18 protein-coding genes are annotated in these 20,125 nt (G+C 43.7%); 12 read left to right on the forward strand and 6 right to left on the reverse strand.

Annotated features, from left to right (window positions below):
* Positions 1-48 precede the first annotated feature (48 nt).
* Entirely contained in the window at positions 49-1,062 is a 1,014-nt protein-coding gene (locus F885_RS17680) for an isopenicillin N synthase family dioxygenase (protein ID WP_032858990.1), read from the reverse strand.
* A gap of 329 nt (positions 1,063-1,391) precedes the next feature.
* Between F885_RS17680 and F885_RS17675 the strand changes: the two genes are divergently transcribed.
* The 5 genes from F885_RS17675 (at position 1,392) to F885_RS17655 (ending at position 6,401) form a co-directional block, all read left to right on the forward strand.
* On the forward strand, positions 1,392-1,847 hold the full coding sequence (locus F885_RS17675) for a hypothetical protein (protein ID WP_005312967.1): 456 nt from the start codon (positions 1,392-1,394) through the stop codon (positions 1,845-1,847).
* A 437-nt stretch (positions 1,848-2,284) separates the two neighbouring features.
* Positions 2,285-3,277: an ABC transporter substrate-binding protein gene (locus F885_RS17670; RefSeq protein ID WP_005312970.1), complete on the forward strand. Its 993-nt coding sequence runs from the start codon at positions 2,285-2,287 to the stop codon at positions 3,275-3,277.
* Positions 3,278-3,341: 64 nt separating this feature from the next.
* On the forward strand, positions 3,342-4,163 hold the full coding sequence (locus F885_RS17665; RefSeq protein ID WP_005312973.1) for an ABC transporter ATP-binding protein: 822 nt from the start codon (positions 3,342-3,344) through the stop codon (positions 4,161-4,163).
* Entirely contained in the window at positions 4,156-4,950 is a 795-nt protein-coding gene (locus F885_RS17660; protein ID WP_005312976.1) for an ABC transporter permease, read from the forward strand. The genes F885_RS17665 and F885_RS17660 overlap by 8 nt, the downstream gene beginning before the upstream one ends.
* Complete coding sequence (locus F885_RS17655) at positions 4,947-6,401, forward strand: amidohydrolase family protein (protein WP_005312978.1); 1,455 nt, start codon at positions 4,947-4,949, stop codon at positions 6,399-6,401. Before F885_RS17660 ends, F885_RS17655 begins: the two co-directional genes overlap by 4 nt.
* Before the next feature lie 266 nt (positions 6,402-6,667).
* On the opposite strand, the gene F885_RS17650 is transcribed toward F885_RS17655, so the two are convergent.
* From F885_RS17650 to F885_RS17635, 5 genes are all read right to left on the reverse strand, one after another.
* Positions 6,668-7,843: an OmpA family protein gene (locus F885_RS17650; RefSeq protein ID WP_005312981.1), complete on the reverse strand. Its 1,176-nt coding sequence runs from the start codon at positions 7,841-7,843 to the stop codon at positions 6,668-6,670.
* A 135-nt stretch (positions 7,844-7,978) separates the two neighbouring features.
* On the reverse strand, positions 7,979-8,224 hold the full coding sequence (locus F885_RS20475; protein WP_005312984.1) for a zinc ribbon domain-containing protein: 246 nt from the start codon (positions 8,222-8,224) through the stop codon (positions 7,979-7,981).
* Positions 8,225-8,450: 226 nt separating this feature from the next.
* Positions 8,451-9,011, reverse strand: a complete 561-nt coding sequence (locus F885_RS17645) for a dihydrofolate reductase family protein (protein WP_005312986.1) — start codon at positions 9,009-9,011, stop codon at positions 8,451-8,453.
* Positions 9,012-9,111: 100 nt separating this feature from the next.
* Entirely contained in the window at positions 9,112-10,062 is a 951-nt protein-coding gene (gene puuE, locus F885_RS17640; protein ID WP_005312989.1) for an allantoinase PuuE, read from the reverse strand.
* Between the two features lie 128 nt (positions 10,063-10,190).
* Positions 10,191-11,123: a LysR family transcriptional regulator gene (locus F885_RS17635; protein WP_004806236.1), complete on the reverse strand. Its 933-nt coding sequence runs from the start codon at positions 11,121-11,123 to the stop codon at positions 10,191-10,193.
* 164 nt (positions 11,124-11,287) lie between these two features.
* Here F885_RS17635 and F885_RS17630 point away from each other — a divergent pair, with 164 nt between their 5' ends.
* The 7 genes from F885_RS17630 to hutI all read left to right on the forward strand — a co-directional run bounded on the left by F885_RS17630 (position 11,288) and on the right by hutI (position 20,094).
* Complete coding sequence (locus F885_RS17630) at positions 11,288-12,343, forward strand: aromatic ring-hydroxylating oxygenase subunit alpha (RefSeq protein ID WP_005312991.1); 1,056 nt, start codon at positions 11,288-11,290, stop codon at positions 12,341-12,343.
* A gap of 148 nt (positions 12,344-12,491) precedes the next feature.
* Positions 12,492-13,244 (forward strand): histidine utilization repressor, encoded by a 753-nt coding sequence (gene hutC / locus F885_RS17625; RefSeq protein ID WP_004654214.1) that lies wholly within the window; start codon positions 12,492-12,494, stop codon positions 13,242-13,244.
* The gene (locus F885_RS17620) at positions 13,241-13,822 is read left to right on the forward strand and encodes a HutD/Ves family protein (RefSeq protein ID WP_005312994.1); all 582 of its coding nucleotides are present in this window, start codon (positions 13,241-13,243) and stop codon (positions 13,820-13,822) included. Before hutC ends, F885_RS17620 begins: the two co-directional genes overlap by 4 nt.
* Before the next feature lie 238 nt (positions 13,823-14,060).
* Positions 14,061-15,737 carry a urocanate hydratase gene (gene hutU, locus F885_RS17615; RefSeq protein WP_004806244.1) on the forward strand — a complete coding sequence of 559 codons (1,677 nt, stop codon included), beginning with the start codon at positions 14,061-14,063 and terminating at the stop codon, positions 15,735-15,737.
* Positions 15,738-15,821: 84 nt separating this feature from the next.
* Positions 15,822-17,360, forward strand: a complete 1,539-nt coding sequence (hutH, locus tag F885_RS17610; protein ID WP_004806245.1) for a histidine ammonia-lyase — start codon at positions 15,822-15,824, stop codon at positions 17,358-17,360.
* A 64-nt stretch (positions 17,361-17,424) separates the two neighbouring features.
* Positions 17,425-18,837 carry an amino acid permease gene (locus tag F885_RS17605; protein WP_005204523.1) on the forward strand — a complete coding sequence of 471 codons (1,413 nt, stop codon included), beginning with the start codon at positions 17,425-17,427 and terminating at the stop codon, positions 18,835-18,837.
* A 51-nt stretch (positions 18,838-18,888) separates the two neighbouring features.
* The gene (hutI, locus tag F885_RS17600; RefSeq protein WP_005204520.1) at positions 18,889-20,094 is read left to right on the forward strand and encodes an imidazolonepropionase; all 1,206 of its coding nucleotides are present in this window, start codon (positions 18,889-18,891) and stop codon (positions 20,092-20,094) included.
* The last annotated feature ends 31 nt before the right edge of the window (positions 20,095-20,125 follow it).

Raw genomic sequence — 20,125 nt, forward strand, 5'->3', positions numbered from 1 at the left:
CTAATAGCAGACAGAGACAATTTGCCTCTGTCTACAATGAATTAACGATTAGTATTTCCCTTTAAAATTCGCACTAATTCGTTGTTTTAAATATTCCTTCGCTGTAATTGCGGGATATTTCTTTTGTGGGCTTTCAATGATCACATCTTCATTGGCTTGGCAGAAGAAGGCGAGGCTATAACGTGCTCCTTGGTATTCATCTGCTTCTGGATTTTTGACTCGGTGGAAATTAGAAGGTAATTGATCATCACTCCAACGCATTAACATATCGCCGATATTACAAGTGATCACATCATCTCGTGGTTCGATACTGGTCCATTGTTGCTGTTCCATATCTTTACCTGGGCACACTTGCAGACCACCTTGACCGTTACGTTGAAACAACAAGGTTAAACAATCAAAATCGGTATGTGCGCCTGCACGCCAAAGACCCAATTGATCTTTTAAAGCAGGATCAATGGCATAGTAGTGCAGCATTCTTAAAGTGCTTTGATAGCTGTCTTGTTCAGGATCATGAGCAAGGCTAAAGAAATTATCAGCAAAACCCAGTTTATAAGCAAAGCAGGAGAGTATTTTCATACCCACGTGCCAACACGCCTGTTCAAATTCAAGCATGGTATTTTTAAAGTCAGGCAGCTCTTGCTCAGTTGGATAAAGCCCATCCATACGTGGGCGAGTGATTTGATAGGATTCTTTCTGGTCTGGGGTACTGGTTGATGGACGAACTTGAGCCTTACTTTCCCAACCTGCATTTCGGTTGAGCGGATAGCGTGCTTTGACAGGTTCTGGCAGAGCAAAAAACTGTCGTGTCATATCAAATGCAGTTTGGATTTGCTCAAGCGGAATACCATGCTGCGAGACCTGAAAAAAACCGATATTAGTAGCAGCGGCCCAAAGCTGCTCCGCGATTTCATACTTACGTTGTGCAAAGTCAGATAAATCAATCACCCGAACTTCGCGTTCAAAGGTTTCTTGACCCAAAGCTCCCATACGAGCTTCTTTTTGCAGTTCTTCTAAGCTGTAGTCTTGTTCAGCTAATGTAGTCATATTGGCGCTATTCATATTTTCAACCTCATCTTTTGGATAAACCGTGACCCAATCAAATAGATTGAAAGAGACGGGGTCACATTCAAAAAAGAGCCGCACTTTTTCCATAAGAAAAAGCTTATAAAAAAGTGAGCTGATTTCTGAGCAATGACCCACATAGCAGCCGATGTGACTGACTATGCTGAACGCTTCTACTCTGACAGAAAGAATGAAGCACTTTTTGTGCCAGCTTATAAAGTGAAATAGATTGATGCTAAGATTGGCCTGAATTTTGAGTTATGTTTAATGGTTTAATTCACACTGCGTAAAATCAATGGCTAAGCTATCTGCAATAAAGGACAGTAATGAGCGTATTTAATCGGCATACAGTGAATTGCCCACCATTTGGAATATTGAAATATGGCAGTGCACATTGGCTGGGGGAAGTTGAGCTTGATGCATTCGAAGGGATGCTTAGGGGTATTGTTCGAGCAAAACGTGACGGTCCAACAGATGCTCAGATTGCAGCAATGACTCGTTTACTTTCTGATGTTGCTACCATTAAGACATTGGCAAGTCAGGCCATGACTGATGTTTTTGAGGATTGTGAGCTTCTTCCAAGCGACTTTGGTTCCGATGTGCATCATATCTGGCAGTATCTTTCCCCTTGTGAAATAGAGGTCTCCGATGAAAATTATTTTGGCGGTGGTGATAATCGGATCAATATAATGATTATTTTTGAGTCACCACAATATTTGGATTTTTTACCCGCTATAGTGACGATTGATGGGTATTTTGAGGAATGCGTTTCGGGAACTTGAGGGCTACTTATTTTTTTATATCTAGTTTCAGAATGATTGTAGACATGTAACCTAGCTATTTAAAAGATTAATTTGTTCAGTCACATAGTTCATTTAGAGTGCATCTACACTTACTTAACGCACCATTAAACTGCATACAAAACCAAAGACTCAATGTATTTGATTCACCTAATAACAACTAATAATAAATCCAACCTAGAGAATTACTATAAAAAACAAGAGTAAATCAATCTTGGCACAGAGCTTGCTAAATCATGATTGAGTATAAGCGGTCAGTATGTTGCAAACATACGGGACATTGCTCTACAGCGTTTGCTGTTCCTCTTTTGGGGACAAAGCCAATTGATTTGGTTTTGAGAGAAATGTGTAGCTTATACATTGATTGACCCCCTAAAAAGAACAGCAAGATGAATCCATACAGATTTAGGGGTCTTAATATGAATATTCAGCACTATGTGGGCAAAGGGCGACGTACTGTTATCACGGGCGCGCTATTGGGACTAGGCACAGTTCTTAGCTCAACCAGTTTTGCAGCCGATAAACTTGTTTTACAAACCACATGGTTTGCACAAGCCGAGCAAGGGGGATATTACCAAGCACTGGCACAAGGAATTTATAAAAAATACGGGCTAGATGTTGATATTAAAATAGGTGGGCCACAGGTCAATAACATGACCTTATTATTATCAAAGCGTGCCGACATTATTATTAATTATGACCTACAGGTCTTAAAAGGCATCGAAAGCAATTTTCCAATCAAAGCGGTGGCAGCACCATTTCAATTTGATCCACAAGGCGTGCTCACTCACAGCGATGTAAAGTCTTTGGCCGATCTCAAAGGCAAAACCATTCTTGTTTCGACCAGCGGACAAGCAAGCTGGTGGCCTTGGTTAAAAGGTAAATATAAATTAGATGCTGCACAAGCACGCCCATATACCTTCAATATGCAGCCTTTTTTAGCAGGCAAAAATGTCGTGCAACAAGCTTATGCGACCTCTGAAGTCTTTCAGGCAAAAAAAGCAGAACCATCGAGCAATTTCTTTTTATTTGCTGATGCGGGTTATCCCGCTTATGGCGGTATTTTAGTGACCCGCAATGATGTCATTCAAAATAAACCTGATGTGCTGCGTCGTTTTGTCCAAGCATCGATGGAGGGATGGAAAAACTATCTAGCTGATCCACGTTTGGGCAATAGCATCATTAAAAAAGAAAACCCGAATATGAATGATGAACTACTGACTTTTGCGGTCGGGCAAATGCGCAAATTGAAATTGATTGATGGTGGAGATGCCAAGACCCAAGGCATTGGCGTGATGACAGATGCACGTTGGAAAGCAACGCGAGATTTTATGGTGAACTCAGGTTTACTCAAAGCTCAAACCAATTGGAAAACCGCTTATACCACGCAGTTTGTTAAAACTGCCAAATAGCCTGAGAAGGAAGTCATGGTGAAAGGGTTAACAAAATAGGGCACTCGCACGAAGGGGAAACCACATGAATTCTGCTTTACCAATTGATACGCCAATACATGAATCTTCAACCTTTATCACGCCGATGATTATGGCTAGAGGGGTTGAAAAAACCTATCCTAATGGCACCAATGCCTTACAGCGACTGGATTTAAATATTGCCCGCGGTGAAATTGTGTCATTACTGGGACCGTCAGGCTGCGGTAAAAGTACCTTGCTAAAGATGTTTGCCGATCTGGAACAGCCTTCAGCAGGTTTGGTGCGCTGGAATGGCAAGGCTGAAATGCAATCTCAATGCAAAATGGCCATGGTGTTTCAGGAAGCAACACTGATGCCGTGGGCCAATATCGAGGACAATGTGCGTTTACCTTTAGATTTACAGCATATTGCCAAATCAACCAGTACGCCCAAAGTCCAAGCTGCTTTAAAAGCCGTTGGTTTAGAAAAATTCAGCACAGCTTATCCTCGTGAACTTTCAGGCGGCATGCAAATGCGTGCCTCATTGGCCAGAGCCTTAGTGACAGAACCTGATCTATTGTTGATGGATGAACCCTTTGGTGCATTGGATGAGTTTACCCGCCATAAATTGGATAGTGATATTCGTCAATTATGGTCAGAACGAGATCTTACAGTGGTGTTTGTGACCCATAGTATTTATGAAGCGGTGTATCTGTCTTCACGGGTCATTGTGATGGGTGCACGACCAGGGCGTGTGGTGGTGGATCTGAAGATTAAAGGACCATACCAACGTGATGAGTCTTTCCGAAGCTCAGATGTCTTTATTCAACAATGTTCGAATCTATCGCAATTATTGGCTGAGGCGAGTGGAGGGCATGCTCATGATTAAACCATTGCTACAACATCCAACGGTACAACGTATTGCCGCGCCATTGGGGCTTGGTTTGATCTTCCTGTTGTTTTGGCAACTGAGTTTTCAACAACTGGAAGTGCCTGTATATGTCGTGCCAAAGCCCAGTGATATTGTCATGGCGCTGATTAATCAGTCCAGTGTGTTATTCGGTAGTTTATGGGTCACTCTAAAAATCACCTTATTGGCTTTTGTCTGGGCCGTAATGATTGGCACATTGATCGCTTTTGTATTTGTACAAAGTCGCGTGCTCGAAGCCTGTTTTATGCCGTATGCCATTTTGTTTCAGGTCACACCGATTGTTGCAATCGCACCTCTGGTCATCATCTGGATTCAAAATACCACTTTGGCGTTGGTGGTGTGTGCCATGTTAGTCGCAGTTTTTCCAATATTGACCAATACCACCTTGGGTCTGCGGAGCGTCAATAAAGGTTTGCTTAACCTTTTTCAAATCAATAAAGCCAGTCGCTGGCAGATTTTAATGCGTTTACGTGTGCCGAATGCCTTGCCTTATTTCTTTGGTGGCTTACGAATTTCCTGTGGCTTGGCGCTGATCGGTGCTGTGGTTTCCGAGTTTGTTGCAGGTGCGGGTGGCACCAGTGCGGGCTTGGCTTATCAAATCTTACAAGCAGGTTTTCAGTTGGATTTACCCTTGATGTTTGCTGCATTATTTCTGATTACTTGCACGGGTCTGGGCTTATTTGTTCTGATGTCTGTATTAAGTCAGTTCTTTTTAAGCAAATGGCATGAGAGTGAACAAGTATGAGTTCAAAGCAATTAAATCAAAGCTATTTAATTCAAAATGCCCATGCCATTTTAACCGGATTATCTGGTGACGAAGCACGTTGTTCATCCACTGATATCCGCATCCAATCAGGACAAATCACTGAAATAGGGCGGTTAAGCGCTCAACCGAATGAACAAGTTGTTAATGCTCAAGATTGTGTGATCTACCCAGCATGGGTAAATACTCATAACCATTTATTTCAATCTTTATTAAAGGGTGAGCCACAAGGTTTAAATCAAAACCTGACCTCATGGCTTGCCAGTACACCGTATCGGTTTCGTGGTGCATTTGATGAAGCGACTTTTCGGATTGCTGTACGTATTGGCTTGATTGAATTATTACGTTCAGGTTGTGCAACGGTAGCAGATCATCATTATTTATATTGGCCACAGATGCCGTTTGATGGTGCTGCAATTTTATTTGATGAAGCCGAAAAATTGGGCATGCGCTTTGTGCTGTGTCGTGGTGGTGCAACCTTAACGCGTGGTTTGGAAAGTGAGTTGCCTCAAGCCTTACGTCCTGAGAAATTTGAAGACTATATGGCGGATATTGAGCGTTTGGTGCAGCAATATCACCAGCCAGAATCAGATGCTTTCCGAAAAATCGTGATGGCACCGACTTCAACCTTGCACTCAACCACAGCGCAGCAATTACGCGAAAGTGCCAGAATTGCCAGACAATTGGGGATTCGGATGCATAGTCATTTATCCGAAACAGTGGATTATTTGGATGCAGCTAGAGCCAAGTTTGGTATGACCCCAGTCCAGTTTTGTGCCGAGCAGGACTGGATTGGTAATGATGTCTGGTTTGCCCATTTGGTAAAATTACTTCCTGAAGAAATTCAGTTGTTGGGACAAACTCAAACAGGCATTGCGCATTGTCCTCAGAGTAATGCACGTTTGGGCAGCGGTATTGCTGATCTTGTTGCTTTGGAACGGGCAGGCATGACCATTTCGATTGGAGTTGATGGTGCGGGTTCCAACGAAGCCGCAGATATGTTGTCTGAAACTCATGCTGCTTGGCTATTACAACGCGCCAGAAAGGGGATGTTGGCGACACCTCAATATGAGGGCGGACAATTTGAAGGTGGTGCCGACGCTGCCAGTATTGAGGATGTGATCCGTTGGGGAACGGTGGGTGGTGCGAAAATCTTGGGCCTTGATCAAGTCGGTACAATTGAGGTTGGGCAACAGGCAGACTTGGTCATTTATCAGTTAGATGATCCTCGTTATTTTGGCTTGCATGATATGGCGATTGGGCCTGTGGCAAGTGGCGGACGAGCGCATATTAAGGCGATGTTTGTAGCAGGGAAAATGGTGATGGAAAATGATCAGATTCCTGATCTGGATATGATGGAGTTGGCTTGGCAAGCCAAGCAAGCAGTAAAGCTATTACAACAGCGGAGTATGGATATGGCGAAAATAGCCTAAGCTAAAGTTGAGAGCTAGCAGCAAGTGATGCCCACTGTTTTTGCGGGCATCTTTATAGTGTCCATTCAGCCAACATGTTAGGCTCGTTGTTAGAGCACGTTCGACATAATTTTCTGCTGTTGAATGCCGTATTTAATCATGCTATGGGCGAGATCATGCACCAGATCGCGATCTATAAGACAATATCCAAGTTTTACCGTTCATCAAAGGCGCTTTGCAATGCGCATGCAGGCATAAAACGCGGCCATCGTTGCCCGCTGGCACCATCAAGTGCGCACGAAGATTTCCACGCGCCTGTTCAACTGTCGGCCAGCAGGGTTGTCTTGGCCGTTGACCTCGTTGGGCGCTACTGGCTGCGACTCTCCGTAACCACGCGTGCTGGCATCAGCTGCAGCACCACGCTGGCGCAAGGCCATGCCCACGGATTTGGCACGGTGCTCGGACAAATCCAGATTATAGGCGTCACTGCCCTTGGCATCGGTATGACCGCGAATTTCTATTGCCTTGGCTGGCACTTTCTGCAAGGCCATGGCCAAGGTGTCCAGCACCTTGGCTGCGTCAGGACGGATATCTGACTTGTCGAAATCGAACAACACCTGATCATTGAGAGTGATGATGAACCCGCATGGCGCGCCTGATGGAGCGAATTTTTTTAACGGCGGAAACTTGCCAGCTGGTGCGACCTTGGGAATTGGTACCATTTTCACTTGACGTGCTGGTGTGCCAATACTGCCATTGCCTTTACCGTCGTTGCTCACCAACCCATGCGGACCGTTCCATGTACCGCTGCCGTCAGCGTTGATGGTGACGATGCCTTGCGGACCATTCCAACTGCCTGAACCATCACCTTGGTTGCGAATCACCCCGTGGTCGCCGTTCCAAGTGCCACCGCCTTTGCCGTCCAGCACGATGATGCCGTACTTGCCGTTATACGTGCCCGAACCATCGGCCTCGACCGAGATGATTCCATCGTCAGTGCCACCGTCGCCATTGCCGTTGATTGTGCCACTGCCATCTGCGTTGACGACGATGACGCCGCCTTCGTAGTTGGCGGTACCACTGCCGTCTGCGTCGATATGGAAGATGCCTTCATCACCGTTGCGCAACAGATTGCCTTGCGCATCCATGCTGGTAATGCCCGCATCGTTGACTAATGCGCCGTCGGTGGCACAGTTGGCGGGCTTGACACTGATGCCAGCCACTGGGTCAATGATATCTTGCATCGATGTTTCCAACGCTCGCTGGGCTGGGCCAATACCGATGATCTCCGGCACAACGATCTGCGGGATTACTGGGAAGTCGACATCCCCAGCGGACTTCGCTGCTGATTTGGCTGTTTTCACCGTGGCATTATCCTTATCTTCGTCAGCCGAGGGTGACTTCGTGCAGGCGCACGCGAGCAATGCTATTCCCAACACCATGAATCTGTTCATTGAAAACATGTCTAATTACTCTACTTATATGTTGACCGCATTTTGTTTTAATTGAGTCGTGTTAAGTCCTTCGAATCCCTATCTTTGGCTACAAAAAACACGTGTACAACTAACAAGGCTATGTAGTTCTTTAATTAAGCTTATTCATTCGCTCTTAAGTGAAAGATAGGCAAATACCAGCACCGCTAGTCCGAAGAGGAGTCGCGCAATCCAAGGCGTGATCAGCCAAGCGCCGAGTGCCATGATGGTGCGGCTTAACACATGCGGTGATTGCAATGCTCTTGGCTCGGGTGTGTTATGTTGCGTCTGCAGAGGATAACCGCAATGCGGGCAGGAGTTGGCTTGGGTCGAAACCTGACGGCTGCATTCGGGGCATGAAATAAGCGCCATAAGCATTTTTCCTTTTTAATTTTTCCTATTTGGGCATTAAGAAATGTCGTATAAACGCATCTCCTCGATTCGCAATCAGGTCATAAAATTGTATCAGTTCAACGATTGGAAAATTCTTCCGAATAACCCATTTTATTTGACAGAATGGGCTAATTCGATTGAGTTGGGGGAGTTCTTTAATTGTTTTACCAGTATTTACAGGCTAGATAAGGCATTCAACATTTTACTAATTTTTTTTACGTTCAACGCTATAATGTAATTCAACCATACCTTCACCCATTTGATAAGCGGAGATCAATTTAAGTGTTGGAGCAAGTACTCTTCGGGGGAAAAGCGCTTTTCCTTTTGCAAGAGTAACCGAACCAATTTGTATAATGAGTTCATCAAGCAAATTTGCATCATAGAACTGACCCGCTAATTCGCCACCGCCTACAATCCAAATATTCTTATCCCCAATGATGGATTGTATTTCAGCATAAACAGGAGCGATGTCTCCTTGTACAAAATGGATATTTGCACCTTCAATCAAGGGCAGTTTACGGCTGGAAAATACCCAAGTTGGCTGAGTATAAGGCCAAGGGGAACCTGTTTCGGCTGCAACTTGATCTGCGTTATTCAATATCCATTCATAAGTTGCCGATCCCATCACCAAAGCACCAACATTTGCAATAAACGTGGGATAACTTGAGTTATCTAGTTCGCCTAATGCAAATAACCATTCTAAAGAATCGTCCTCGGTCGCAATAAATCCGTCTAGGCTACTCGCTGCAAAATATTGTACTTTCATCCTGATCATCTCCTTATTCTAAAGGAGTAGCTTAAAGCTTATTTTCTTTGGATAAATTGTTTAAATCGGATATACGACACATGATGACGCTTTAATAAACCTAAGCTTGAAAAGGATGATGTGTATACCAATGCTCGGCAATCTGCTGACGGGTACAAATCCAGACCCGATCATGATTTTGCACATAGTCTAGGAAACGCTGTAATGCTTTAAAGCGGGCAGGACGTCCTAAAATTCGGCAATGCATGCCAATCGAAAGCATCTTGGGTGAGGTTGCTCCTTCTGCATACAGGACATCAAAAGCATCTTTTAAATATTCAAAAAAATCCTCACTGCGATTAAAACCAGTTGGTGAGGCAAATTTCATATCATTGGTATCAAGTGTATAGGGAATAATTAAATGCGGACGGGTTACACCCGCTGCATTGCTGAGTGTTGTCCAAAAAGGTAAGTCATCACCGTAATAATCACTGTCATATTGCACCTGATCATATTCCGCCAATAATTGACGGGTATTCGGGCTATCACGGCCTGTGTACCAACCTGTCGGCATTTCACCAAACAAATCTTTAAGAATGTGCATGGCTTCATCCATATGTTGTTTCTCAATTTCAACATCCATATTTTGATAATGAATCCAGCGTAAGCCATGCGAGACCACATCATAATGGTGTTGTTTGATCGCTTCGACCACCAATGGATTCCGTTGCAAAGCCATCGCCACAGCAAAAATGGTCATGGGCAATTGGCGTTTGGCAAATTCCTGCTGAATGCGCCAAAAACCGACCCGTGAGCCATATTCATAAATCGAGTCCATCGAAAGATGGCGTGCAGGATAACTTTCTGCGCCACTAATTTCAGACAAAAACTGCTCTGACCCTTCGTCGCCATGCAGGATATGCTTTTCACCACCTTCTTCATAATTCAGCACAAATTGAACCGCGATTTTTGCTTGATTGGGCCATTGGGCATGGGGCGGTTGATCGGCATAACCGACCATATCTCGTGGATAATCTGCTGTTAAATGAGTGTCTGTATTGGGCCAAACCATAGCAATACCTAAATCGTGAAAAAGGTGAATCTTCACATCAACTTACCCGATTAAATCTTTGGGTGTCAAACACTATATTGATTTAAATCAATAGCTTGTGTGTTTTATTTTGGTGCAAAAATACCATGTTATTGATGAATATTCATTAGCATGCGCGATTTTAGTGCTTCCATCTCGATAATGATTTGATTCATCATGATTTGCGCAATCCGAGAAAGTTGCCGTTTTGGTGCAACACAAAGTGCGACCGTAATTGGATGTAGGCCATGGTCATTGATCGCTCTAAATTCAAATTCAGCATTTTCAATATAAGGGGCTGCATCCAGATAACTCATGATGCTGATACCTAAGTTTTGCCTAAGCAATGAAATCATCATATGGATATCGTTGCATTCGATGGTATGGCGTGGGTGAAAGTCCTGCTTTTTATATAAGGCCGTAACATGGTCATGAATAACCAAAGGCTCGGCAGGAATAATATGATTGAATTCCAGTGTATCGGAGAAGTAGATTTTTTCTTTATGGGCTAAAGGATGCTGTTTGGGAATCACGAAACCCAAGGGCATTTCAATAAAGGCGCTGATCTGCAATTGATGCTGATGTTTGGGATTCAGAATCAAGCCAAAGTCGAGTTCAGCATTGATCACCAGATCAGCGATACGATCACTGTCCAAGACACGAACCTTAAAATTAATCCACGGATATTGCTGAACAATAGACTGCATCACGGCACTGACAAAGCTTTCACTGAGTGCTGCAATCATCCCAAAATCAATTGAACCGCGTTGTATGCCTTGGATTTCATTCAAACGTTTCTGTGTGATTTGAAACTCTTTTTGCCAGCTGCGTAGATCGGCATAGAGTAATTCACCAGCCAAGGTCAGCTTGAGTCCACTGGGCAAACGTTCAAATAAAGCCACACCGAGTTCTTCTTCTGCCAAAACAATCTGCCGATGCACTGCGGAGACAGAAATAAAAAGTTGATCGGCCGCTTTTCTTAAACTACCTGTTTTGGCAACGGCAATAAAATAATCGGCAAAACGTGAAAATGGCAAGGCCATTGCAAACTCACTTGAGATAAAGCAGGTTTTAATACAAAAGCAATTTTAGTGCCTAGGCTGTTCTAATTTTTAGAATGATGCATATAAATCATTCTAATAGACGAGAATATTGATCTATTCCACACTGCTCTTGAAGAGAAAAATCTTAAAAATGAGCACAGGATATGAACGCAATTCCATTCATCAATCTTCCAAATAAGCCATGTCATAGCCAATTTGATGATCAGGATTGGCAGATTCTTGCACAACATTGGTATCCCGTTGCACGTATTGAAGATGTGAGCAGCAAACCGCAGCAAGTGACCTTATTGGATATAAATCTAGCTTTGTATAAGACCGAAACAGAGCAGATTCATTTAGCTCGAGATATTTGCCCGCATCGCGGTGTGCCTTTGAGTAAAGGCTGGGTTGAGGGAGATACTTTGATTTGTCCTTATCATGGACTTCATTTTAATGAAGATGGCAAATGCTCTAAAATCCCAGCTCAGCCTGATTTAACTAAAATCTCAGAGCGCTTTTCGCTGACCAAGTTTCCCGTAGTTTTAAAATATGGACTGGTCTGGACCAGCATTTTGGGCAGAGATGAAAGTTTGGCAAACTTCCCTGTATTAGACACATGGGCACAGGAGGAGCATCAAGCCATTTTACCGCCTTCTGTGGATATTGCCGGTTCAAGCGGTCGTCAATTGGAAGGTTTTATTGATGTGGCACACTTTGCTTGGGTGCATCATCAGGCCTTTGCCGATCGAGATAATCCTGTTGTACCTAAATATTCGACTGAACGTACTGAATATGGCTTGCATACAAACTACACCAGTAATGTCAGCAACTATCCGCATGGCATGCAACATTTAGCACCCGATGATTTTGTGTGGGAGCGGATCTTTGATGTTTATCCGCCATTTTCAGCAGTGCTAACCATTCACTTCCCGAATAACGGGGTACTTAAGATTTTAAATGCCTGCTGTCCCATCTCACATAATAAAACTCGCTTATTTGTACCGTTAACCCGTAATTTCGATACCACGGGAGATTTACAGGCCGTCTATGATTTTAATGCGCAGATTTTTGCCGAAGATCAAGAGATGGTAGAGGCACAAAAGCCAGAAGAATTACCCTTAGATATTGGTATGGAAGCACATTTTGAAGCAGACCGTTCTTCGACCATGTATCGCCGTATTTTGGCTGAATGGGGGTTAAGCAAACGCTATACGGTTTAGCTTGAATAAATTTGGGATATTTAAGAGATTAAATCGGAGTTGTTTATCTTCTATTAAGCCTAAATTGTTTATTTGTATAGGCTTGTATATACAATTTCACTAAATTCAATATACAATGACTTATAGTATTTAGTATGAGTTTTAGCCAATGTCAAGAGCGACAAAGCAAAACGATTTAGATTTGTCCCTAGAAGAAGACAGCCCTGTTCCTTTGTATTTGCGTGTGAAACAAATGATTTCGCAAAAAATCTATGAAGGAACATGGACCGTCAATAAAAAAATTCCATCAGAAAGTGAATTGGTTAATTTACTCGGCTGTAGTCGCATGACCGTGAATCGTGCCTTGCGCGAACTCACCAGTGAAGGTTTATTGGTGCGTATCCAAGGTGTTGGTTCTTTTGTTGCGGAAGGACAAGGGCGTACCGCTTTGTTTCATGTCAATAATATTGCCGAAGAAATCATTGCCCGAAATCATAAACATCATGCCGAAGTTTTGGTACTGGAACAGATTCAGGCCAATGCTGAACAAAGTATGCTGATGCAGATTCGTGAAGGACAAAAACTATTTCACTCGATCATCGTGCATTATGAAAATGATGTGCCTGTACAAATCGAAGATCGACTGGTTGATCCGATGTTGATTCCAGATTACTTGGCACAAGACTTTAAAAGCATTACACCCAATGCGTATTTAATGTCGAAAGCACCTGTGACCGAAGGTGAACATGTGGTGACCGCAATTCTTGCATCAGCACAAGAATGCAAATGGCTGAAAATCAATAAGACCGAACCATGTCTATTGATTCGTCGCAGGACATGGTCGAATAAACAACTCATTTCAAGTGCACGTTTGATTTATCCGGGTAGTCGTTATTATCTGGAAGGTAAGTTTACTCAATGATTCAACACTTAGACTTGGCTGACTATAAACAGATGCTGTGGAAGAATGGTGCAGGTTATACCATTGAGCTTGCCCGAAGTGACGGTGACAGTTTGGATACGTTTGATTGGCGTATATCCATGGCGGATGTCAAAACTTCGGGGGATTTTTCCAAGTTTAATGGCATGCAGCGCATCCTCACAGTATTGGAAGGTACTGGCATCGTATTGAATATTGACGATGATTCAGAGCATTTGAAAACCTTAGAATCCGCCCAATTCAGTGGGGACAGCACGACTAGTTGCGAACTAATCGATGGGCCAATTCGGGATTTTAATTTGATTTATAATCCTGAAAAATGGCATTCTCACTATCAATGGATTTTTGAGTCAGCAAGCGCTGAGATTTTCAGTTCAGCCGATCTGATTTTTATTTTTAATCAGAGTCTAGAACCATTAGAAATTGCAGTGGATCGGCAGGTTTTTTGTTTAGCACACCAGCAAAGTCTTAAAATCGAGCAGCAAAAATCATTGAAAAAACTGGTTTTAAAATCTGAGCGTTTTAAGCAAGCTTGTCTGATTGAACTCACAAAAATCTAATTTTTTCACTTTTTCTTAAAACACATATGACTACAGGTTGTATGTGTTTTTTATTGCCGATCAAAAAATAAATCTATTTATTTCATTAGTTTGTAATTTATTTTCATAAAAGAATTGAAAAGCATCTTTTCAATATAAAAGTTTTGTGTAGTATATGGATGTATATACAAGTTAATACATTGCTATACAGTAAAGCAGGTTAATTTGCTGATTCAAACTCAATGGAAGGAGTCCGATTGTGACAACAACGACAACAAAATTTCGTGATGTAGAAATTCGCGCACCACGTGGTACAAAGCTCAATGCAAAAAGCTGGTTAACAGAAGCGCCTTTACGCATGCTGATGAACAACCTTGACCCTGATGTTGCAGAGAATCCAAAAGAGCTTGTTGTTTACGGTGGTATCGGTCGTGCTGCACGTAACTGGGAATGTTTTGACAAGATCGTTGAAACGCTAAAGAATTTAGAAACTGATGAAACCTTGTTGGTTCAATCTGGTAAGCCTGTGGGTGTGTTTAAAACCCATAAAGATGCACCGCGTGTTTTGATTGCAAACTCGAATCTTGTTCCACATTGGGGAACGTGGGAGCATTTCAATGAATTGGATGCGAAAGGTTTGGCAATGTATGGTCAGATGACAGCGGGTTCTTGGATTTATATTGGTAGCCAAGGCATTGTACAAGGTACCTATGAAACTTTTGTAGAAGCAGGTCGCCAACACTATAACGGTGATTTGACAGGTCGTTGGGTCTTGACTGCTGGTTTAGGCGGTATGGGCGGTGCACAACCTTTAGCTGCAACATTGGCAGGCGCATGTTCACTCAATATCGAATGCCAACAAAGCAGTATCGATTTCCGTTTACGTACCCGTTATGTCGATGAGCAAGCAACTGATTTAGATGATGCTTTGGCGCGTATTGAAAAATATACCAAAGAAGGTAAGGCGGTTTCGATTGCGCTACATGGCAATGCTGCTGAGATTTTACCTGAGTTAGTTCGCCGTGGTGTACATCCAGATATGGTGACTGACCAAACCAGTGCACATGATCCATTGAATGGTTATTTGCCAATTGGCTGGACATGGGAAGAGTACCGTCAACGCGCTAAAACTGAGCCAGAAGTTGTGGTGAAAGCGGCGAAACAATCGATGGCACAGCACGTTCAAGCGATGCTGGATTTCCAAAAAATGGGTGTTCCAACCTTTGACTACGGCAACAACATCCGTCAAATGGCACAAGATGAAGGCGTAGCAAATGCCTTTGATTTCCCAGGCTTCGTTCCTGCCTATATCCGTCCATTGTTCTGTCGCGGTGTTGGTCCATTCCGTTGGGCTGCACTTTCAGGTGATCCAGAAGATATCTATAAGACAGATGCCAAAGTAAAAGAGCTCATTCCTGATGATGAACATTTACATCGTTGGTTAGATATGGCGCGTGAACGTATTAGCTTCCAAGGTTTACCAGCACGTATTTGCTGGGTCGGCTTAGGTTTACGTGCAAAACTTGGCTTGGCATTTAATGAAATGGTGCGTAGCGGTGAACTTTCAGCACCAATCGTGATTGGTCGTGATCATCTCGATTCAGGTTCTGTGTCTAGTCCAAACCGTGAAACAGAATCAATGAAAGATGGTTCAGATGCCGTATCTGACTGGCCGTTATTAAATGCCTTGCTCAATACTGCAGGTGGTGCGACTTGGGTGTCATTACATCACGGCGGTGGTGTAGGTATGGGCTTCTCGCAACACTCAGGTGTGGTGATCGTATGTGATGGTACAGATGAGGCAGCAGCACGTATTGCACGTGTATTGACCAATGACCCTGCAACAGGGGTAATGCGTCATGCTGATGCAGGTTATGACATTGCGATTGATTGTGCCAAAGAGCAAGGCTTGAACTTGCCGATGATCACACAATAAACAGACAAGGACATTACGATGCTTTTTGCAATTGTGTAAGCAGCATCGTAAGCGAACAATAGAGTGCAAAACAGGACGCCAATAATGGAACTTCTAATTCAACCCGGCAAACTTAGCTTAGCAGATCTGCGCCACGCTTATTTAAATCCAATCAAAGTGAAACTCGATGACAGCGCTTCTGCTGGCATCAATGCGAGTGTTGCTTGTGTCGAACAAATCGTCAATGAAGGCCGTACCGCTTACGGGATCAATACGGGTTTTGGTTTACTTGCATCAACTAAAATTGCACCAGAAGACCTAGAGCAATTACAGCGTTCTTTGGTGTTATCACACGCAGCTGGCGTGGGCGAGCCGCTTGATGATGCGATGGTGCGTCTGATTATGTTGCTCAAAGCAAATAGTTTGGCACGTGGCTTTTCGGGTATCCGCCGTAAAGTAATTGATGCCATTTTGGCGTTGATCAATGCAGAAGTTTATCCGCATATTCCATTAAAAGGTTCTGTTGGTGCTTCAGGCGACTTGGCACCATTAGCACATATGTCTTTGGTGTTATTAGGCGAAAGCAAAGCACGTTATAAAGGTGAATGGTTACCAGCGGTTGAAGCACTTAAAATTGCGGGTTTAGAGCCAATTTCTTTAGCTGCGAAAGAAGGTTTAGCACTTTTAAACGGGACACAAGTTTCTACAGCATACGCATTACGTGGTTTGTTTGAGGCAGAAGATTTATTTGCTGCTGCAACGGTGTGTGGTGGTTTAAGTGTTGAAGCCATGCTGGGTTCTCGGGCACCATTCGATGCACGTATTCATGAAGTTCGTGGTCAACGTGGCCAAATTGATGTTGCTGCTGCATATCGTGACTTACTGACTGAATCGAGTGAAATTTCACATTCACATGAGGACTGTAGCAAGGTTCAAGACCCATACTCACTGCGTTGCCAACCACAGGTGATGGGTGCTTGCTTGACTCAAATTCGTCAAGCTGCCGAAGTATTAGCAATTGAATCAAATGCGGTATCTGATAACCCATTGGTCTTTGCTGCTGAAGGTGATGTGATTTCAGGTGGTAACTTCCACGCTGAACCAGTGGCAATGGCTGCGGACAACCTTGCATTGGCAATTGCCGAAATTGGTTCACTGTCAGAACGCCGTATTTCGATGATGATGGACCGTCATATGTCACAGCTGCCGCCATTCTTGGTCGCCAATGGTGGAGTCAACTCAGGCTTCATGATTGCTCAAGTAACAGCCGCTGCGTTAGCAAGTGACAATAAAGCACTTGCACATCCTGCCAGTGTTGATAGTTTACCGACCTCTGCAAATCAGGAAGACCATGTTTCTATGGCGCCGAATGCGGGCAAACGTTTGTGGTATATGGCTGACAACGTTCGCGGCATTCTTGCAGTTGAGTGGTTAGGGGCATGTCAGGGTCTTGATTTCCGTGAAGGTTTGAAGAGTTCTCCAAAACTTGAGCGTGCGCGTAAAGTGCTGCGTGACCAAGTGCCTTATTACAGTGAAGATCGTTTCTTTGCGCCAGATATTGAGCAAGCGAGTGAATTGCTTGCAAGTGGCTGCTTGAACGAATTACTCATTCCACAGCTATTACCGAGTTTGTCTGAAGTGTGATCAATAAATCGGTCACATGGAGTGGCCGAATCTAACTAAATTTCCTCAAGGATTGGAGATTATAATGTCACAACACTCCACATTACAGCGGGGGTTAAACACCCGCCATATTCGTTTTTTGGCATTGGGTTCAGCCATTGGGACAGGACTCTTTTACGGTTCGGCAACAGCCATCAAAATGGCAGGTCCGTCTGTATTAATCGCATATATCGTTGCAGGGATTGCAATTTATATCGTGATGCGCGCATTGGGTGAGATGGCTGTACATAATCCAGTATCGGGTTCATTCAGTCACTATGCCTCACAATATATTGGTCCACTTGCAGGTTTTACTACAGGGTGGACCTACGTTTTTGAAATGATCATTGTAGCTTTGGCCGACGTCACTGCTTTCGGGATTTATATGGGGTTTTGGTACCCCGATGTGCCGCGCTGGATCTGGATTCTGTCACTGATCATGTTCCTTGGGGCAATTAACCTGATTCATGTCAAAGTCTTTGGTGAACTGGAATTCTGGCTTTCGATTGTCAAAGTGACGGCGATTGTTGCGATGATTGTCGGTGGTTTAGGTTTAATGTTCTATGGCTTCCATGCGGATCATAGTGGTTTTACCACAGGCATTCAAAACTTATGGATTCACGATGGCTTTATGCCAAATGGTATTGCCGGTTTAGTTGCTTGTTTATCTGTGGTGGTATTCGCGTTTGGTGGGATTGAAATTATCGGGATTACCGCAGGTGAGTCACAAGACCCGAAAACCTCGATTCCTAAAGCAATTAATGCGGTGCCAGTACGTATTCTGTTGTTCTATGTAATGACGATTTTTGTACTGATGTCGATTTTCCCATGGAATCAAATTGGTAGCCAAGGTAGCCCATTTGTACAGATCTTTGAAAATCTTGGGATTGGATCTGCGGCGACTGTTCTCAATATCGTAGTGATTACTGCGGCGATCTCTGCGATCAATAGTGATGTATTTGGTGCTGGGCGTATGCTGTATGGTATGTCGAATCGTGGACAAGCGCCGCAAGTATTCCAAAAAATCTCCAAAAATGGTGTGCCTTGGATGACGGTTGTGGTGATGGCAGGGGTGTTATTGATCGGCGTATTGCTGAACTATCTGATTCCTGAAAATGTATTCATTATCATTGCTTCAATTGCGACCTTTGCTACGGTTTGGGTGTGGTTGATGATTTTACTTGCTCAAGTTGCGATGCGTCGTAAGTTGTCTAAAGCAGAAATCAAAGCCCTCGATTTTCCAGTGATTGGCTGGCCATATGCCCCTGCATTTGCAATTGCATTCATGTTGTTTATTTTGGCGATGATGGGCTATTTCCCAGACTCACGACCTGCAATTTATGTTGGCGCAACCTGGTTAGTTTTACTTTGGATTGCTTATACCATTTGGGTGAAGCCCAAGCAAAACACGGTAAAAGAAAATCAAAGCATGCAACAAAATATCGAAATGGAAAGTTAAATATCAAGCTGCTCAGGTGTTATTCCGCCTGAGCAGTGAGAGGAACTGTGAATGAAAAAGCTTTGGAAAAACTGTCATATCGCCACCATGCAAAATGGGCAATATTCCAGTATTGAACATGCTGCGATGGTCACTTCAGGGCAGCATATCCACTGGATTGGAACATTTGAAGATCTTCCTGCCGATGCTTATTCCGAAACCATTGATTTGAATGGCGCATGGGTCACACCAGGTTTGATTGATTGTCATACCCATAGTGTATTTGGTGGCAACCGTAGTGTTGAGTTTGAAAAACGCCTGCAAGGTGTCAGCTATGCTGAGATCGCAGCCAGCGGTGGTGGGATCGCCAGTACGGTTCGTGCCACGCGTGAAGCCAGTGAACAAGAGTTGCTTGCATCAGCATTGAAACGAGTTCGCTGCTTGCTTAAAGATGGTGTCACTACCATTGAGATTAAGTCAGGTTACGGTCTGGATTATGCCAATGAACGAAAAATGCTGCGTGTGATTCGTCAAATTTCAGATACCTTGCCAATGACCGTTCGTAGTACTTGCTTGGCAGCGCATGCTTTGCCGCCTGAGTACAAAGATCAAAGTGATGCTTATATCGAGCATATCTGCAATGAGATGCTGCCTAAACTGCATCAAGAAGGTTTAGTTGATGCAGTGGATGCCTTTTGTGAATATTTGGCATTTTCGCCAGCTCAAGTCGAACGTCTATTTAAAACAGCCCAGTCTTTAAATCTTCCGATCAAGTTACATGCTGAGCAGCTATCTGCATTGGGTGGATCGAGTTTGGCGGCACGTTATCATGCCTTATCGGCAGATCATTTAGAGTTTATGACTGAGGATGATGTCAAGGCGATGGCCGCTGCTGGAACGGTGGCGGTGTTATTACCGGGCGCATTCTATTTCTTGAGAGAAACCAAATATCCACCTTTAGACAGTTTGCATCAACATGGCGTACGCATTGCGCTATCCAGTGACTTAAATCCAGGCACATCACCAGCCTTATCTTTACGGTTAATGATGAATATGGGGAGTACCTTATTCCGTCTAACACCTGAACAGACTTTGGCGGGTGTGACGACGCATGCGGCACATGCATTGGGTTTACAAGAGACTCACGGCACTTTAGAGACTGGTAAAGTTGCAGACTTTATTGCGTGGGATATTGAGCATCCATCCGAGATTGTTTACTGGTTGGGTGGCGATTTACCGAAGCGGATTATTCAGCATGGCAATGAAATCTCAATCTAACAGCGAAGCTCATTTTTAAAGGACGCTAGAC

The organism is Acinetobacter higginsii, from assembly GCF_000369845.1.
Classification (GTDB): Bacteria; Pseudomonadota; Gammaproteobacteria; order Pseudomonadales; family Moraxellaceae; genus Acinetobacter; species Acinetobacter higginsii.

Coding starts and splice junctions, on each gene's coding strand:
- F885_RS17680 (WP_032858990.1), bottom strand. CDS start 1,062: ATGAATAGCGCCAATATGACTACATTAGCTGAACAAGACTACAGCTTA.
- F885_RS17675 (WP_005312967.1), top strand. CDS start 1,392: ATGAGCGTATTTAATCGGCATACAGTGAATTGCCCACCATTTGGAATA.
- F885_RS17670 (WP_005312970.1), top strand. CDS start 2,285: ATGAATATTCAGCACTATGTGGGCAAAGGGCGACGTACTGTTATCACG.
- F885_RS17665 (WP_005312973.1), top strand. CDS start 3,342: ATGAATTCTGCTTTACCAATTGATACGCCAATACATGAATCTTCAACC.
- F885_RS17660 (WP_005312976.1), top strand. CDS start 4,156: ATGATTAAACCATTGCTACAACATCCAACGGTACAACGTATTGCCGCG.
- F885_RS17655 (WP_005312978.1), top strand. CDS start 4,947: ATGAGTTCAAAGCAATTAAATCAAAGCTATTTAATTCAAAATGCCCAT.
- F885_RS17650 (WP_005312981.1), bottom strand. CDS start 7,843: ATGTTTTCAATGAACAGATTCATGGTGTTGGGAATAGCATTGCTCGCG.
- F885_RS20475 (WP_005312984.1), bottom strand. CDS start 8,224: ATGGCGCTTATTTCATGCCCCGAATGCAGCCGTCAGGTTTCGACCCAA.
- F885_RS17645 (WP_005312986.1), bottom strand. CDS start 9,011: ATGAAAGTACAATATTTTGCAGCGAGTAGCCTAGACGGATTTATTGCG.
- puuE (WP_005312989.1), bottom strand. CDS start 10,062: ATGGTTTGGCCCAATACAGACACTCATTTAACAGCAGATTATCCACGA.
- F885_RS17635 (WP_004806236.1), bottom strand. CDS start 11,123: ATGGCCTTGCCATTTTCACGTTTTGCCGATTATTTTATTGCCGTTGCC.
- F885_RS17630 (WP_005312991.1), top strand. CDS start 11,288: ATGAACGCAATTCCATTCATCAATCTTCCAAATAAGCCATGTCATAGC.
- hutC (WP_004654214.1), top strand. CDS start 12,492: ATGTCAAGAGCGACAAAGCAAAACGATTTAGATTTGTCCCTAGAAGAA.
- F885_RS17620 (WP_005312994.1), top strand. CDS start 13,241: ATGATTCAACACTTAGACTTGGCTGACTATAAACAGATGCTGTGGAAG.
- hutH (WP_004806245.1), top strand. CDS start 15,822: ATGGAACTTCTAATTCAACCCGGCAAACTTAGCTTAGCAGATCTGCGC.
- F885_RS17605 (WP_005204523.1), top strand. CDS start 17,425: ATGTCACAACACTCCACATTACAGCGGGGGTTAAACACCCGCCATATT.
- hutI (WP_005204520.1), top strand. CDS start 18,889: ATGAAAAAGCTTTGGAAAAACTGTCATATCGCCACCATGCAAAATGGG.